Consider the following 17,251-nt stretch of genomic DNA (forward strand, 5'->3'; position numbering starts at 1 on the left):
TCTTAAAAAATAGTGTATAATTAAAAATGTCTTTGAAAGAGGAAGAAAATGACTGAAAAACAAATGAAAACTTTGGGTTGGATTGCAACCTTTATGTCTGTAATGATGTATGTCTCTTATATTCCTCAAATTATGAATAACCTTGCTGGTCAAAAAGGGAATTTTATCCAACCAGCAGTAGCTGCACTTAACTGCAGTCTTTGGGTTTACTACGGTCTCTTTAAAAAAGAACGTGATATTCCTTTGGCAGCAGCTAATGCACCAGGTATCGTTTTTGGACTTATTACCGCATTGACAGCTTTAATTTAATATAGCTAATGAACTCTTCTTCGTATTTAAGCATGAAGGAGAGTTTTTCTTTATCCGAAATTCCTAAAAAAACATGATATAATACTATTAGAAAGGTTGGTGTTTATGGCTAGAATACTTATCGTTGAAGATAATAATGAGATTCAAGAAATTTTGAGAACTCTTCTTTCTGAGGAGCATGAGGTGATTCAGGCTTTTTCTGGTACTGAAGGAATGATACGATTTGAACAAGGTGACATTGATCTAATCTTGTTAGATATTATGCTTCCAGGAAAAAATGGCGATCAGGTTTTAAAAGCCATTAGACACGATAGTTCAGTTCCTGTCATCATGCTAACTGCCCTAAGTGATAAGAAGCTCATCAGCCAATATCTATTAGATGGTGCCAATGATTATATTGTAAAGCCTTTTGATTTGGATGAAGTTTTTGCCAGAGTTACGGTACAATTACGTCAAAATAGTGACAAGCAAGCAACTGAAATTGAACATCCTGACAAGTTGATTCAACAGTTAAAAAATATTCAATTTGATGCAGATAGTTTTGAAATCAAAAATAGCCAGGAAACTATTCGCCTAGCTAAGAAAGAATGTTTGATTCTCCAAACCTTACTGGGACATCCAAAGAAAATTTTTACGAAAGAAGAACTCTATGAATTGGTCTGGGAGGATACTTATTTACCAGGCGACAATACTCTCAACACTCATTTAAGTAATCTCCGAAAAAAATTAGGTCAACTAGATCCAGAGCAAGAGTATATTGAAACGATCTGGGGAGTTGGTGTTCGGTTAAAAGGAGATGAGCAATGATCTATATTTTACTTTCTTTGCTACTGTTGGTTATTATCCTATTGACGATAGGGTTGATTCGCTATCATCTAGCACTGGTAAACTTGAGCCAACAAATTGAAGACAAGATTCTGACTGGAAGTATGAAGAGAATCGGAGTGTCCACTTTCTCCAAGGATTTTATACATCTTTACCAGCAAATCAATCATCTCTTTCAAGATGTTGAGCAGTCACGCTTGATTATGAAGCGAGAGAAGCAGACTTTAGACATGGCTATTAGCAATATTGCCCATGATATTCGGACGCCTTTAACGATTGCGTCAGGTTATACTCAGCAATTGCTTAAAACAAAAAATCCTGAGTCTGAGAGTTTGAAAAAAATTTCCCATCATCTCAATCAAGTTTCAAAACGGCTAGAGGCTCTTTTGGACTATCGTCGGTTAATGGAAGGAGCAGTTAAACCTGACTTATCTGAGTTAGAAGTCTCGACATTTATGACGCAAAAATTGCTGACCTATTATGATTCTTTTCAGACGGCAAAGATTAACCTTGATTTTCAAGTAGAACCTGGTCTCTATTTATTAACAGATCCAGATTTATTAGATCGTATGTTACAAAATCTTATTGGCAATGTTCTAAAACATGGCAAGGATGAAGCGAGATTTTCTCTGAAGGAAGTGGACAATCATATCTGTTTGGAAATTGCTAATCTGGTTAAACAACCGATTCGTAAAATTGAAAATCTCAGTCAACGATTTTACTCTGAAAACCTCTCAGATACAGAAGAATCCTCTGGTTTAGGTCTTTATATTACAGAAGAATTATCCCATCTACTTGGTGCAGAACTACAACTAAGTACAGATGGTTCTTGGTTTACAGTTAGAATTCTCTTTTAAAACAAGCAACCTCCTCTTTTTGAACAGAGGAGGTCATTTTTATAAGCTTTTCTTTTTGAAAACAGCAAGTCCACTAATGGTAAAGAATAGAATAATAGTTACTGTAACGACAATGGTGTATAGAACAGCTTGACTATAGGCAGTCATGGCATAGGCAAAATTCAAGGATAAATAGCGTAAAATCTCGATATCTGGAAAGATAAGCATCGGCGTTGAAAGCAAGATAGAGCTGATTAAATAGCCTATGAAAACAGCCAAATAAGAATGAGTCACATAGAGAATGAAGGAAACAATAGATAGCCAAGCTAGAAGACAGAGGAATTGAAGACCAATAGTAAGAAGTAGATTGCCAATAAATCCTTCTGGCATAGTTCCAACGCCGTTTAGGATAGTTGCTGGTACGAAAGCAATGACTAGGCTAACAAGAATTTGCATTAGAGCGATACTTGCTAATACTACAAACTTAGCTAGGAAGAATTCTGTGCGAGAAACACCCACTGTCAAACTGTTTTTATAGAGTTTTCCGATAAGATCAACTCCTAGAACTAAGCAAGCAAGGATAATACAGAGGAAAACTAGGTTTGAGCTATTGCTAGAGGTGTTAATAAGGGCTTGTATACCATCCCATCCCTTGCTTGGCAGTTCGGTTTCTGCGTTTGTACTTGTACTGACGGATATGATCTGTCCTGTAGCTCCGAAAGTAGCCCCCATTAACATGAGTGCAAAGAGAACGAGCTCTGTAATCCAAAATCCTTTGGAACGGAAAAGACGGTAAAAGTCTGCTTGAATTGTATGTATCATGGTTTTCCTCCTATTTTACTAATTGTGTGAAGTATTCTTCAAGATTTTGACGAGCATAGTAAATCTCATCCACGTCAACATCTGCTAGAGTAAGTTCTTTGAGAATGCGTTTGACATCTTGTTCATGACTAAAAATATGAATCTCATTATCTGAATTAACAACTTTAAATTCAAGATGCACTTTGTCTTTTAAGATTTGACTAGCTTTTTCTTTGTCAATTGTTTTTAGAACAATATAGTCTTCATTCAGTGTCTCAAATTCGGCCTTACTGATTTCTCGAATGATTTTCCCTTGGTCTAAAATTCCAAAGCGATTGGCAACCAGATAGAGTTCTGACAAGATATGACTAGAGATGAGAATTGTTATTCCTAGTTCTTGATTCAGACGTTGAATCATTTGACGAAACTCTTTGATACCGATTGGGTCAAGTCCATTGATAGGTTCATCAAGGATGAGAAAGTCCGGTTTTGATAGGAGGGCAATCGCAATGCCTAGGCGTTGTTTCATTCCAAGAGAGAAATCTCGAAAAACTTTTCTACCTGTATCTGTTAACCCCACATACTTTAATGTTTCCTGAATGACTTGATCAGCATTTGGGATATGTCGAATAGTACAATAGTACCTTAGATTTTGATAGGCTGTTAAATGATTGTGAGCTACTGGGGATTCAATGACTGAACCTACTCGAGATAGGGCTTTCGTGCACTCCTTATACCCTTGACTAGAAAAGAGGGAAATAGTTCCATGGTCAGCAGATAATAATTGGGTAATGATTTTAATCAGAGTTGTCTTACCAGCACCATTTTTTCCGATAAGTCCATAGATATCTCCTTCTTTAACTGAGAGACTAAGATCTTGTAGAATAGGTTGTTTGCCAAATTGTTTGGACAAGCCATGGATTTCGAGGACTGTTTTCATAGTTTTCTCCTTTAATCTTTAAGGTGTTTTATTTTTATAACTCTAGTATAAAGCATAGATATCAAAGAATCGTCAAGCATTTCTAAAGAGTTTCTAAAGTTTTTAAATTTTAAAAAAATAAAAGCCCAGTTGGCTAGAAATACTAGTTGACTGGGCTTATTTTCTACAAAATATATTTCTCAATAGCGCGTGCAACACCATCTTCTTCATTGCTAGCAGTTACGGCATCAGCGAGAGATTTTACGTGGTCGCTGGCATTTCCCATGGCGATCCCCAGCCCAGCAAACTCTAACATCTCAATGTCGTTATTGGCATCACCCATAGCCATGATTTCAGAAGGTTGGATATCTAAAATCTCAGCCAAACGAGAAAGTGCTGAAGCCTTTGTTGTACCGAGTGGCATTGCTTCATAGATAACAGGTTGAGAACGAACACCGCTAAATCTCTGACAAAGTTCATCAGCAAATCGTTGTTCAAAGTCATCTGTCTGTTCTTTTGTCCCTAAAAACATTCCCTGGAACATACGATATTTACCACTAGTAGCTTCCTCTAGTGTGATTTCAGTCAGGTCAGCAAAGACAAGTGTGGCATCATATTGAACGATAGGATTTGGTTTGCCTCCGAGAACGAAATAGTGCTCTTCATCAAAGAGAGTCAACTGGACTTCACTCTTTTCAGCAAGGTCATTGAGGTATTCGATGTCAGATTTGCTAAGTTCCCGCCAGTCGACAAGGCTCCAGTCGCTGGTTTGGTGGGTAGAACAACCATTATTGACAATAACGTATTCATTTTGCAAATCAAGACCGAGTTTCTTGTAGTAGGGAAGAACCCCAAAGAGAGGTCGTCCAGTACAGAGAACCAGTTTGACACCTTTTTCGATAGCCTTATGAATGGCATCAATATGAGCCTGAGGGATTTCCTTGGCTTCGTTGAGAAGAGTACCATCCATATCCAGAGCAAGTAGTTTAATCATAGTTTTTCCTTTTTCTAGTTTTGCCTATATTATAGCATATTTTGTGAATCAGAGACAGAATCTTCTGTTAAATCATGGTATAATAAAAGGTAATGACAAAAACAAACGAGGCAGAGATGAAACTACTTTATACCGATATTCGGACTTCTTTGACAGAAATCCTAACTAAGGAGGCTCAAGGACTAGTTGACCAAGGAAAACGAGTCTTTTATATCGCCCCTAACTCTCTTTCTTTTGAAAAGGAACGTGCCGTGCTGGAGTGCTTGAGTCAGCAGGCTTCTTTTGCTATTACAGTCACGCGCTTCGCTCAAATGGCTCGTTATCTGGTTTTAAATGATATTCCTGAGAGAACAAGTCTCGATGATATTGGTCTTGGTATGGCTTTCTATAAATGTCTGTCTGAGATAGATGCTAAGGATTTACGGGTTTACGGGGCTATTAAACAAGATCCGCAATTCATCCAGCAACTGATTGAGATTTATCATGAAATTTCAACTGCAAAGATGAGTTTTTTGGACTTGGAAAGTTTGACAGATGCTGATAAACGTTCTGATTTACTCTTGATTTTTGAAAAGGTAACAGCTTATCTCAACCAAGGTCAAGTTTCGCAAGGGAGTCAATTATCATATCTGATCAATGCTATCGAAGAAAACAAAGTAAGTAGTGATTTTAGCCAGATTGCCTTAGTTATTGATGGTTTTACTCGTTTCTCTTCAGAAGAAGAACACCTAGTGGATTTGCTTCATCGTAAGGGTGTTGAAATTATTATTGGTGTATATGCAACTAAGAAAGCATACACTAGTCCTTTTAGTGAAGGGAATCTCTATCAAGCTAGTGTTGAATTTCTAGGTCATTTGGCATTTAAATATCAGACCAAGGCAGAAGATGCATGTCAAGAACACGGAAATCTTGATGCCTTTGCTAAAGCGTCAAAACTACTGGAAAGTGCTTATGATTATTCCGAAATTAATTTAGATGTGAATGACGAAGATAGAAAGGACTTGCAAATCTGGTCTTGTCTGACACAAAAAGAAGAGTTGGAGTTAGTTGCTCGTAGTATTCGTCAGAAATTGCACCAAGAGCCAAAACTTAGCTACAAAAATTTTCGTATCCTACTTGGTGACGTAGAGTCCTATAAACTGTCTCTGCAGACAATTTTTAATCAATATCAAATTCCTTTTTATCTAGGTAAGAGTGAGTCTATGGCTCACCACCCTTTGACTCAATTTGTAGAATCCATCGGGCGTTTGAAACGATACAATTTCCGTCAAGAAGATTTGATTAATCTCTTGCGAACTGGCTTATATACCGACCTTACTCAAGAAAAAATTGATAGCTTTGAACAATATATCCGCTATTTAGGTATTGATGGTCTTTCTAACTTTAAACAAGAATTTACAAAAAATCATCATGGAAAATTTGATTTAGAAAAATTAAATGAGCTGCGTGTCCGTGTCCTAAATCCACTAGAAGCTTTATTATCCAGTCGTAAGCAAAAGACTGAAAATATCCTTACAAAATGGAATAACTTTTTGAAGGATGCATCTGTGACCAAGCAATTACAATCCTTATCTGAAACGATGGATGCGACAGAGCAAGAAAGACAAGAAGAGGTCTGGAAGGCATTTTGCCACGTAATGGAGCAATTTGTGACCGTATTTGAGGGGACTCAGGTTGCTTTAGATGATTTCTTGGCTCTTCTTCATTCAGGGATGTCCTTATCAAATTATCGTACAATCCCAGCAACGGTAGATAGGGTTCTGGTGCAAAGTTATGATTTGATTTCGCCTTTGACTTCTGATTACATCTATGCACTCGGCTTAACCCAGGATCATCTACCTAAGATCACCCAAAATACCAGTCTTTTGAGTGATGAAGAAAGAGAAGTTTTAAACCAAGGTACTGAAGATGGCTCTCAATTATTGATTGCTAGCCATGAAAATCTTAAGAAGAATCGCTATACCATGCTTTCTTTGGTTAATTCTGCTAAGAAACAATTAGTCTTATCAGCGCCAAGTTTACTCAATGAAAATGAGAGTAAAGAGTCAGTTTATCTGAAAGAATTGCAGGATTTTGGTTTTACGAAGATTGAAAAGAGAATCGATCGAAACAGTCTATCAACTGAAGACATTGGTTCTTATCACAGTCTTCTGTCTAGTCTTGTTGCTTATCACCAGCAAGGTGATATGGAGACAAGTGAGCAGGACTTAACCTTTATAAAGGTTCTAGCTCGTGTTATGGGGAGAAAATTAGAAGATCAAGGTCTTGATAATCCTGTCCTACCGACAAGTCCAAAAAGTAAGACCTTAGCTATTGAAACTTTGGAAGCCTTGTATCCTCAAGATCAAGATTTTTATCTATCAACTTCGGGATTGACAGAGTTTTATCGAAACGAATACAGTTATTTCCTTCGATATGTCTTAGGCTTGCAGGAAGAATTACGTTTGCGACCTGATGCTCTAAGCCATGGGAATTTCTTGCATCGTATTTTTGAACGCGCTATGAAACTTCCTATTGATACACCTTTTGACCGTCGTTTAGAACAAGCAATCTCTGAAACCAGTCAAGAGCGAGAATTTCAAGCCATTTATCAAGAAAGTTTGGAAGCCCAATTAACCAAGGAAGTTCTTTTGGATGTAGCGCGTGCAACTGGGCACATTCTTCGTCACAATTCTGAAATTGAAACAATTCAGGAAGAAGCAGTCTTTGGTGGTAAGGAACAAGCCTTTATTCAGTTAGATAACGGCAGAAATGTCTATGTCCGTGGTAAAGTTGACCGTATAGATCGCTTAAAGACAAGTGAAGCTATTGGTGTTGTAGATTACAAATCTTCTCTAACTCAGTTTAACTTCCCTCTCTTTTATAACGGCCTTAATTCACAGTTACCGACCTATCTTGCTGCTCTTAAGAAAGAAGGAAATACAGACTTCTTTGGTGCAATGTATTTAGAGATGGCTGAGCCAGTTCAGTCCTTACAAACTGTTAAAACTCTTTCAAAGGCTTTAGCAGAAACAACTAAGACTATGAAATATCAAGGGCTATTTCTTGAAAAAGAAATAAAGAATCTTGGGGAACTATATAATAAAAACAAGACCTATCAGTTGTCTGATGAGGAATTCCAGTTATTGCTGGACTATAACGCTCTTATTTATAAGAAAGCAGCAGAGAAGATTTTATCTGGTAGATTTGCTATCAATCCTTACACAGAAGACGGTAGAAGTATTGCCCCATATGTCCAACAATATCAGTCGATAACTGGTTTTGAAGCTAATTACCATCTAGGACAGGCAAGATTGTTAGATAAGGTTGCTAAGAGCAATGATAAGGAAATATGGTTTAATAAAATTAGAGAGGAGTTGGAGCGATGAATTTTTTATCCCAAGAAGAGATTGAAGAGTTGCAAGTAGCAGAAGCTCATTCTGACAAGAAACCCAAGAAAACTGCTGAACAAATTCAAGCTATTTACAGTTCTGGTCAAAACATTCTGGTCTCAGCATCAGCTGGTTCAGGAAAAACCTTTGTCATGGCTGAACGAATTCTTGATCAACTAGCGCGTGGAGTAGAAATTCGCCAACTCTTTATCTCAACCTTTACGGTAAAGGCAGCAACCGAGTTAAAAGAACGCTTGGAAAAGAAAATCAGCCAACAAATCCAAGAGACTCAAGATATGGAGCTAAAAAAGCATCTTGGAAGACAATTAGCTGATTTACCAAACGCTGCTATTGGAACTATGGACTCTTTTACTCAGAAGTTTCTAGCCAAACATGGCTATCTTCTAGATCTTGCTCCAAACTTCCGCATTCTTGAGAATGAAAGTGAGCAACTCCTCTTAAAAAACGAAGTCTTTCGACAGGTTTTTGAAAAACACTACCAAGGTAAGGAACAAGAACAGTTTAGTCAGCTGGTCAAGAACTTTGCGGGTAAAAGTAAGGATGCGCGTGGTTTGCGTAAACAGGTCTATATGATTTATGACTTTTTGCAATCTACAAGTAATCCTCAGGCTTGGCTACAGGAATCTTTCTTAAAAGGATTCGAAAAGGCCGATTTTACAAGTTCTAAAGAAAAGCTGGCTCAAGACATTCAGCAAAGACTCTGGGATTTGGAAAGTTTCTTCCGTTACCATCTTGAGAATGATGCCAAGGAATTTGGAAAAGCAGCCTACTTAGAATCTGTCCAACAAGTTCTTGATGAAATCGGTGCTTTAACTCACGAATCTACTTTTGAACAATACCAAGAAGTTTTAGAAGAAGTTGTAAATATTTCTAAAGCTAAGAATGGTAAAGCTCTCTCAAATGCTAGTCGCAAGGCTGAACTCCTAGTACTGAAAGAAGCCTACAACCAAGAGAGAAAAGATAAGTTTGAAAAGCTAATTACACTAAATGACCAAATCACTTTACTAAAATTCCAGGAAAAATATCATCAAGAGTCTTGGGACTTAGCAAAGACTTTTCAAGTTTTCATGAGTGATTTTGTTGATGCCTACCGAAAGCGTAAACGTGAAGAAAATGCTTTTGAATTTGCGGATATCAGTCACTATACCATTGAAATTTTGGAAAACTTCCCTCAGGTACGTCAAGAGTATCAGAGACGTTTCCACGAAGTCATGGTTGATGAGTACCAAGATACCAACCATATCCAGGAAAGAATGTTGGAGCTTCTCTCTAACGGGCATAACCGTTTTATGGTGGGAGATATCAAGCAGTCTATTTATCGTTTTAGACAGGCAGATCCCCAAATCTTTAATGAAAAATTCCATAGTTTTGCTCAGGATAGCAAAGAAGGTCAGTTAATACTGCTCAAGGAAAACTTCCGTAGTAGTTCTGAAGTACTAAATGCTACCAATGACGTCTTTAAGCATCTCATGGATGAGGAAGTTGGAGAGATTTCTTATGACGGCATGCATCAACTTGTTTTCGGAAATACTTATTTACAGCCAGATCCAGAAAACAAGGCAGAAGTCCTCTTGTATGATAAGGATGTTGATGGTGATTCTAAGGAAGAGGAAGAGTTTTCGACCAACAAACTGACTGGTGAAATGCGAATGGTCATTAAGGAGATATTGCATCTTCATAATGATAAAGGGGTTCCTTTTAATGACATTGCTCTCTTAACTGCCAGCAGAAGTCGGAATGACCAGGTTTTACTTGCTTTGTCGGAATATGGGATACCAGTTAAAACTGATGGCGCTCAAAACAATTATTTGCAATCTTTAGAAGTGCAGGTTATGTTGGATACTCTTCGTGTCATCCATAATCCTCTGCAAGACTTTGCTTTAGTGGCTTTAATGAAGTCTCCGATGTTTAGCTTTGATGAGGATGAATTGGCTCGTCTAGCCCTTCAAAACTCTGAGGATAAGGTTCAAGAAAACTTTTATGAAAAATTAGTCAATGCTCAAGCAAAAACTAGTCCTCAAAAGGATCTAATTAAGACTGAATTACATAAAAAGTTAGACTTTTTCATGGAAACTATTGATTCTTGGCGCTTATTCTCGAAAATACATTCACTTTATGACCTTATTTGGAAAATCTATAGCGAACGTTTCTACTATGATTATGTTGGGGCTTTGCCAAATGGTCAGGCTAGACAGGCCAACCTCTATGCCCTAGCTCTACGAGCTGACCAGTTTGAAAAGAGTAATTTTAAAGGCTTATCTCGTTTCATTGCTATGATTGATCAAGTCTTGGAAGCCCAGCATGACCTTGCTAGTGTCGCTGTAGCTCCACCCAAAGATGCTGTCGAGCTTATGAGTATTCATAAGAGTAAGGGGCTTGAGTTCCCTTATGTCTTTATTCTTAATATCGATCAGCAGTTTAACAAGAAAGATTCTATGTCTGATGTTATCCTAAGTCGAAAAAATGGCCTTGGTCTTAAGTACGTAGCTAGAGTTGCTACAAATGCAAAAGAGGAATATCTTCCAACTACGATTAAGTTATCCATACCAAGCTTGACTTATAGTCAAAATGAGGAAGAGCTCCAATTAGCAAGCTATTCTGAGTTGATGCGTTTACTTTATGTAGCCATGACTCGTGCTGAGAAAAAACTCTATCTAGTCGGAAAAGGATCACGAGAAAAGTTGGAGTCTAAAGAATATCCGACAAATGGGCAAGGCCTCCTAACTCGTCAAACCAGGCTAGATGCTCAAAATTTCCAGGATTGGATTTGGGCAATCTATCAGGCTTTTTCTAAAGAGGACTTACACTTTAGTGTGCGATTTGAAGGTGAAGAACAACTAACGGAAGAAGCTATCGGTAAATTGGAAACTAAAAGCCAGCTCCAAGATCTTTCTCAGGCAAGCAACCGTCAGTCTGATACCATTAAGGAAGCTTTACAAATGCTGAAAGAGGTGGAAGTATATAATGAAATCCACAGAGCAGCGATTAATCTTCCGAGTGTTCAGACCCCAAGTCAGATTAAGAAGTTTTATGAACCAGTCATGGATATGGAAGGTGTAGTAGTAGCTGGTCAATCTAAACCACAAGAAACTATGATTCAGTTTGAACTTCCAGACTTCTCCAAGACAGAAAAAGTCACTGGAGCTGAAATTGGTAGTGCTACCCATGAACTCATGCAACGAATCAATCTCGCTAAGAAACCTACTTTGGAAACCTTGACAGAAGCCTTGGAGCAAGTTCAGGCAACTTCAGCTGTTAAAGATAAAGTTAATCTAGAAAAAATCTTGTCCTTCTTTGATACAGCTCTTGGTCAAGAGATTCTAAAAAATCAAGATAAACTTTATCGAGAACAACCCTTCTCTATGTTAAAAAGAGATGCTAAGAGTCAGGAAGACTTTGTTGTCCGTGGAATTTTAGATGGTTATCTCCTTTATGAGGATAAAATTGTTCTCTTTGACTACAAGACAGATCATTATGAATATCCAAGTCAACTGATTGAACGTTATAGAGGTCAATTATCTCTATATGCAGAAGCCTTGTCTCGTTCTTACCAAATAGATCAAGTTGAAAAATACTTAATCTTACTTGGCAAAGATATGGTTGAGGTGGTCGAAGTCAACTAATCTTGTAAAAACTATTGCCTTAACGGCAGTAGTTTTTATTTATTTTCAGTTATGGTATACTAGTTTCAGAAAAGGATGTTAAAGAATCTATGTCAAAAGAAATCGATATCGAATACTATCACCAATTAGCTTTACAAAAGCAAAAAGAACATCGAAAATTTCTTGGAAATCTGAAAAAGAAAGCCCCCAAAAACCTAGATAAGATTGCGCTGGAGATTCACCAGGAAGTTTTTGAAGAAATTGATTGCACAGCCTGTGCAAATTGCTGCAAGAGCCTTGGACCAGACTTTAAAGAAGCAGATATCACACGCATTGCCAAGTACTTTAAAATGAAATTACCAGCCTTCGAAGATGAATTTCTACAGGTAGATGAAGACGGTGATAAGATCTTTAAGTCAATGCCATGTCCATTTCTCGGTGGTGACAATCTCTGTTCCATCTATGATGTCCGTCCCAAGGCCTGTAGAGAATTTCCACATACCGACCGTAAAAAGATTTATCAAATCAATAATCTGACTATCAAAAACACTTTAACCTGTCCTGCAGCCTATCTCTTTGTCGAGAAATTAAGAGATAAAATAGAGTAAATAATTTATTTTATAATAAATTCCATCCTCAAATTCATTTGCTATTTGAGGATTTTTGTATATTTATTAATATTGATTGTTTTTGCTTTCTAAAGAAAATGACTTCCAGTCTTAAAGTTTCTTTAACTTTTTCTTAAAGAAAACTGATATAAGGTATCTTTAAGCGATGTTCTGTATAGTTATACCATCACTAAGAAAGGAGTGCCGGTATGAACTATATAGTAATTCCAGCTTATCAACCTGATAATAAACTTATCAAACTCATCGAAAAAATCCACCAAAAGAGTGATTTTCGTATTCTAGTTATCGACGACGGTAGTTCATCAAAGTGTCAAAATATCTTTGATAAAGCAGAACAATATGCTACGGTGCTCCGTCACCAAGTGAACCAAGGTAAAGGCCAAGCACTTAAAACGGCCTTTGCTTATATCCAACAACTAAATAGCTATGGAACAGTTGTAACGGCAGACGCAGATGGTCAGCATAAGATTTGGGATATTTTCCGTACGGCTAACAAGGCTTCTGAAAATCCTAATAAGCTAATCTTGGGTGTGCGTGCCTTCACTGGTAAAGTACCCCTTCGTAGCCGTTTCGGAAATAGCTTAACAAAAGCACTTTTTAAGATTCAAACTGGGGTAGAAGTAGCAGATACTCAGACAGGACTTCGAGCTTTTACAACAAATCTTATTCCTTTTATGCTAAAGATCGAAGGACAACGTTATGAATATGAAATGAATATGCTACTTGAAGCTACTAAAGAATATCAAATTTTAGAAGTTCCCATTGAAACTGTCTATATCAATGATAATGAGGGTTCACACTTCCGACCAATAAAAGATGGGCTCATGATTTATAAAAATATCTTTAAATTTGCCTTGTCATCTCTCAGTAGTTTTGTTGTAGACTATATCGTTTACGCTATTGCAATCTTATTTTTACCAACAGCGCCAACAAGTTTCCGAATTTTCCTAGCTAATGGACTAGCTCGTGTGACAAGCTCCGTTTTTAACTACTCTACAAATAAAAAACTAGTCTTTAAAAACGACGATAGCCTTGTGAGAACAGGTATGGGGTACTTTGGTCGAGCAGTTGGACTCTTTGTTTTAGATACTCTGCTTATTCGTCTATTCTTTACTGTATTTGGTATCAACCTTCTGATTGCCAAAGTTATCGTCGGCATCCTTCTCTTCGCTGTCTCTTGGACAGTGCAAAAGAAATTGATCTTTAAGGAAAGGACATCAACTGTATTATGAAATTTATAAAGAAACCATATGCTTATGCATCGATTCTCGGTTTACTCTTGACAGGATCCTTTAGTTACTCAATGTTGAAAACTTTTTTACTCGCTGAATCTATTTCGACAGTAGCAACAACTAATACAAGTTCCAATACAGCTCAAGCTACTCAAGCAGCAAAACAGCAACAGTAACTGACTCAAGTTATAAGGACGAGAATATATCTATCAATTTGACTGAAACGACGGTTAATGATACCCAAGTGTATGTTGCAGATGTTACAGTAAGTTCATCAGAATATCTAAAAACAGCATTTGCTCAAAACTCATTTGGAACAAACGTAACAGCTAAAACATCTGTCACTGCTGCAGATAATGATGCAATTTTAGCAGTCAATGGCGACTATTACGGTGCCAACTCTTCGGGTTTTGTTATCCGTAATGGAGTTGTCTATCGTGATACTGTCCGTGAAAATTCTAATAATGGCGATTTAGCTATTTATAAAGATGGTTCTTTCAAGATTATTTACGAGGATCAGATTTCAGCTGACCAACTAGTCAAAGACGGAGTTATTAATCTCTTAGCTTTTGGTCCGGCCCTAGTCGAAAATGGTGAAATAGCAGTAGGAAAAAACCAAGAAGTTGGACAAGCTATGGCTTCAAATCCACGTACAGCTATTGGTATTATCGACGAAAACCACTACATTATTGTAGTTTCTGACGGACGTACCTCTGAAAGTGAAGGTCTCTCTTTGTACCAGCTAGCTGAAGTTATGAAATCCTATGGTGCAAAAAACTGCCTACAATCTTGATGGTGGGGGATCCTCTACACTTTACTTCAACGGTCAGGTTATCAATAAACCAACGACTGGAGGAAACAAAATTTCAGAAAGGTCGGTGAGTGATATTGTCTACATCGGTTACTAATCTTGGCAAAAAACGTTTTAAGAAAACTGCCATCTCTTATACACTAATTACGATTTTCTTCTTTGCTTTTTCTAGAATTTATGAATCATTTAGTTATGGAGAGACATCAGTTCACATGCATTACTTGTTCGCCGTACCTCTGGTTGGTGGGATAACACTAGTAATCTTGCTCAAAGCTCTTCCTCAATTTTCTCGTATTAGTTTTAATCTATGGAATTCGGCAGTAGCGATTATTACAGCAGGTACACTTTTCCGTGGTATTGTCAATCTATCTGGTCGTTCAACCGCACTTGATGCACCATACTGGTACGTTGGGATTGGTTTTTCAGTACTAGCTATTCTATCCATCTTTATAAAACCGTTTCTAACTAATCAGCGTACCAAAGTAATAGAAGGTTAATTATCAGAATAAAAAAGTAGTCGTTCAGATCATGTTCGACTACTTTTTGTTGACTTTTATTTCTAAATTGTTTTAACAATATTACAACTTTCTTTCTTCTTAAAGACCTTACTTTTATATTTGAAATTATATTGTATAATAAAATGGATAATTCTCGTCTGTAATAGAGATAAGCAAGAAATAAAGAATATGAATTTATAAAATTGAAAGGTAAAAAATGAAAAAGATATTACTAGCAAGTACTGTTGTTCTTTCCATGGCAGGTATTTCAAAAACAACTGTATTAGCAGAGGAAAACCAAGCTACAAACAAAGTACAAAGTTCAGAAAAAACTGTAGCAAATGGAACGATTAAGGAAGCTAAAGAGAAAAAGCAAGCTCAAGGTCAAGAACAGGGCGATAAACAGAATCAGAACGAAACACGAAACAAGGCAGAAAAGGATTCTTCTCAATCTACACAGAAACAAGAAACAGCCCTTACTAAGGATAACTCTTCAACAGAAGAAATTACTGAAGAGGTTAACAAAGAAGGTTGGCAAAAAGAGAATGGTCAATGGCGTTATTATGAAAATAAAAAGTCTGTCAAAAATTGGAAGAAGATTGCTGGAGTTTGGTATTATTTTAACCAGGATGGTACCATGCTTAGCAATACTGTCTTTAACGACTATCTTTTCAATAAGAGTGGAGCCCTAGCGGAATCATCATGGGTAAAACTTGAAAATAAATGGTATTATGCGACTGAAGAAGGAAAAGTAACTCGAAATAAATGGGCTAGTATTTCTGGAGATTGGTATCGTTTTAATCAAGACGGTATCATGCTTAGTAATGTCATTTACGAAGACTATTTATTCAATAGCAACGGTGCTTTAGCAATTAACACTTGGACTAAAATTGATGATAAATGGTACTATGGTAATCAGGATGGGAAAATTCTTCGTAATAAGTGGGAAAAAATTAAGAACATCTGGTATTACTTTAACCAAGACGGAACCATGCTCAGTGATACGATTTACAAAGAGTATCTCTTCAACAAGAGCGGTGCATTAGCCGAATCTTCATGGGTTAAAATTTCTAACAAGTGGTATTACGCTGATGCATCCGGTAAAATAACTCGTAATAAATGGGAAAAAATTAAAGACCGCTGGTATTACTTTGATGCGGAAGGTGTAATGGTAAGTAGCACCTGGAAAAAGAAATACTATTTAAAAGATAGTGGTGCTATGGCACAAAGTGAATGGATTTTTGACAAACAGTACAATAGCTGGTTCTACTTAAAACCAGATGGGACTTATGCTGAAAATCAATGGCAAGAGTCCTACTATCTTAAATCAGGTGGCTATATGGCCAAAAGTGAGTGGATTTTTGATAATTCACACAATGCTTGGTATTATCTGAAAGAAGATGGACTATATGCTACTGGAACTCTTAAAATCAAAGGTAAAGATTATAGTTTCGAGAATAATGGAAAATGGATTTCTAATCCGTCTGCATCAACTTACTATAAAGTAAAACCAATAACAGCATATGTTTATAGTGCCTCTGGTACTATACTTAGCTATATCTCGCAAGGTTCTATTGTCGCTGTTTCTGCCTCAGGAGCTCAAGGAGAAAGACTACCAGTCCAAATTTCTGGACTTTCAGGCTTTATGAATAAGAGTGACCTTGTAGCTGTGAATGCTAGTGACGAGTTTATTCCTCATTATACGAGTGATGGTCGTTATATTTACCACGAGTTATCACCATATACAAGCGTTCGTGTAGCACCTCATAGTTCATCTATGGCAATTGGTAAAAAATACTATTCATCGGATGGAGTTAACTTTGATACCTTTAAAGTCGAGAATCCATTCCTCTATCGAGACTTAAGAAAGCCAACCAATTATACAGCAGCTGAACTAGATAAAGTTTATTCTCTTATGAATATTAATGGAAGTCGTCTCGCAGGTAAAGGAGAGGTCTTCAAAGAAGCGGAGAAACGTTATCAGGTCAATGCACTCTATCTCATGGCGCACAGCGCCTTAGAGAGCGCTTGGGGACGTAGTCAGATTGCTAAGGATAAGAATAACTTCTTTGGTATTGCTGCCTATGATACAACTCCATATGATTCAGCAAAGAGTTTTGACAATGTCGACAAAGGAATCTTGGGGGCAGCTAAATGGATCCGAGAGAATTATATTGATGAAGGTAGAACTCATCTTGGTAATAAATCATCTGGAATGAACACTCTTTACGCTTCTGATCCATATTGGGGTGAAAAGATTGCAAGTATCATGATGACTATCAATAGTAAACTTGGTGAAAAGGATTAAAATATTTTAAAATCGATGACTATAAAATGGTTATCGATTTTTATTTTTAATCATACAAAAAGGATTTACTTTTTTAAAGTAAATCCTTTTTGAACT

General features: G+C 37.0%; 12 protein-coding genes and 1 pseudogene. 10 read left to right on the forward strand and 3 right to left on the reverse strand.

From position 1 onward, the window contains the following. Positions 1-48 precede the first annotated feature (48 nt). The 3 genes from AB2B47_RS01560 to AB2B47_RS01570 all read left to right on the forward strand — a co-directional run bounded on the left by AB2B47_RS01560 (position 49) and on the right by AB2B47_RS01570 (position 1,991). Complete coding sequence (locus AB2B47_RS01560; protein ID WP_045763891.1) at positions 49-309, forward strand: SemiSWEET family transporter; 261 nt, start codon at positions 49-51, stop codon at positions 307-309. 105 nt (positions 310-414) lie between these two features. Next, complete coding sequence (locus AB2B47_RS01565; RefSeq protein WP_320693450.1) at positions 415-1,116, forward strand: response regulator transcription factor; 702 nt, start codon at positions 415-417, stop codon at positions 1,114-1,116. Next, positions 1,113-1,991 carry a sensor histidine kinase gene (locus AB2B47_RS01570; protein ID WP_320693451.1) on the forward strand — a complete coding sequence of 293 codons (879 nt, stop codon included), beginning with the start codon at positions 1,113-1,115 and terminating at the stop codon, positions 1,989-1,991. The genes AB2B47_RS01565 and AB2B47_RS01570 overlap by 4 nt, the downstream gene beginning before the upstream one ends. A 39-nt stretch (positions 1,992-2,030) precedes the next feature. Here AB2B47_RS01570 and AB2B47_RS01575 read toward each other — a convergent pair whose 3' ends face one another. The 3 genes from AB2B47_RS01575 to AB2B47_RS01585 all read right to left on the reverse strand — a co-directional run bounded on the left by AB2B47_RS01575 (position 2,031) and on the right by AB2B47_RS01585 (position 4,684). After that, entirely contained in the window at positions 2,031-2,792 is a 762-nt protein-coding gene (locus AB2B47_RS01575; RefSeq protein WP_320693452.1) for an ABC transporter permease, read from the reverse strand. Between the two features lie 10 nt (positions 2,793-2,802). Then, positions 2,803-3,711 (reverse strand): ATP-binding cassette domain-containing protein, encoded by a 909-nt coding sequence (locus AB2B47_RS01580; RefSeq protein ID WP_320693453.1) that lies wholly within the window; start codon positions 3,709-3,711, stop codon positions 2,803-2,805. 163 nt (positions 3,712-3,874) lie between these two features. Next, on the reverse strand, positions 3,875-4,684 hold the full coding sequence (locus AB2B47_RS01585; RefSeq protein ID WP_320693454.1) for a Cof-type HAD-IIB family hydrolase: 810 nt from the start codon (positions 4,682-4,684) through the stop codon (positions 3,875-3,877). Positions 4,685-4,800: 116 nt separating this feature from the next. On the opposite strand from AB2B47_RS01585, the gene rexB reads away from it, so the two are divergent. The 7 genes and pseudogenes from rexB to AB2B47_RS01620 all read left to right on the forward strand — a co-directional run bounded on the left by rexB (position 4,801) and on the right by AB2B47_RS01620 (position 17,155). Beyond that, the gene (gene rexB, locus AB2B47_RS01590; protein WP_320693574.1) at positions 4,801-8,052 is read left to right on the forward strand and encodes an ATP-dependent nuclease subunit B; all 3,252 of its coding nucleotides are present in this window, start codon (positions 4,801-4,803) and stop codon (positions 8,050-8,052) included. Further along, on the forward strand, positions 8,049-11,699 hold the full coding sequence (addA, locus tag AB2B47_RS01595) for a helicase-exonuclease AddAB subunit AddA (protein ID WP_006151916.1): 3,651 nt from the start codon (positions 8,049-8,051) through the stop codon (positions 11,697-11,699). The genes rexB and addA overlap by 4 nt, the downstream gene beginning before the upstream one ends. Before the next feature lie 89 nt (positions 11,700-11,788). Next, on the forward strand, positions 11,789-12,286 hold the full coding sequence (locus AB2B47_RS01600) for a YkgJ family cysteine cluster protein (protein WP_006152239.1): 498 nt from the start codon (positions 11,789-11,791) through the stop codon (positions 12,284-12,286). Between the two features lie 209 nt (positions 12,287-12,495). After that, complete coding sequence (locus AB2B47_RS01605) at positions 12,496-13,539, forward strand: bifunctional glycosyltransferase family 2/GtrA family protein (RefSeq protein ID WP_006151637.1); 1,044 nt, start codon at positions 12,496-12,498, stop codon at positions 13,537-13,539. After that, positions 13,536-14,447, forward strand: a pseudogene (locus AB2B47_RS01610) (phosphodiester glycosidase family protein). Before AB2B47_RS01605 ends, AB2B47_RS01610 begins: the two are co-directional and overlap by 4 nt. Beyond that, on the forward strand, positions 14,422-14,847 hold the full coding sequence (locus AB2B47_RS01615; RefSeq protein WP_029689851.1) for a hypothetical protein: 426 nt from the start codon (positions 14,422-14,424) through the stop codon (positions 14,845-14,847). The pseudogene AB2B47_RS01610 and the gene AB2B47_RS01615 overlap by 26 nt, the downstream one beginning before the upstream one ends. 217 nt (positions 14,848-15,064) lie before the next feature. Then, positions 15,065-17,155, forward strand: coding sequence for a glucosaminidase domain-containing protein (locus AB2B47_RS01620; RefSeq protein ID WP_320693455.1), 2,091 nt, complete (start codon positions 15,065-15,067; stop codon positions 17,153-17,155). Positions 17,156-17,251 lie beyond the last annotated feature (96 nt).

The organism is Streptococcus wuxiensis (assembly GCF_040888245.1).
GTDB classification, from domain to species: domain Bacteria; phylum Bacillota; class Bacilli; order Lactobacillales; family Streptococcaceae; genus Streptococcus; species Streptococcus wuxiensis.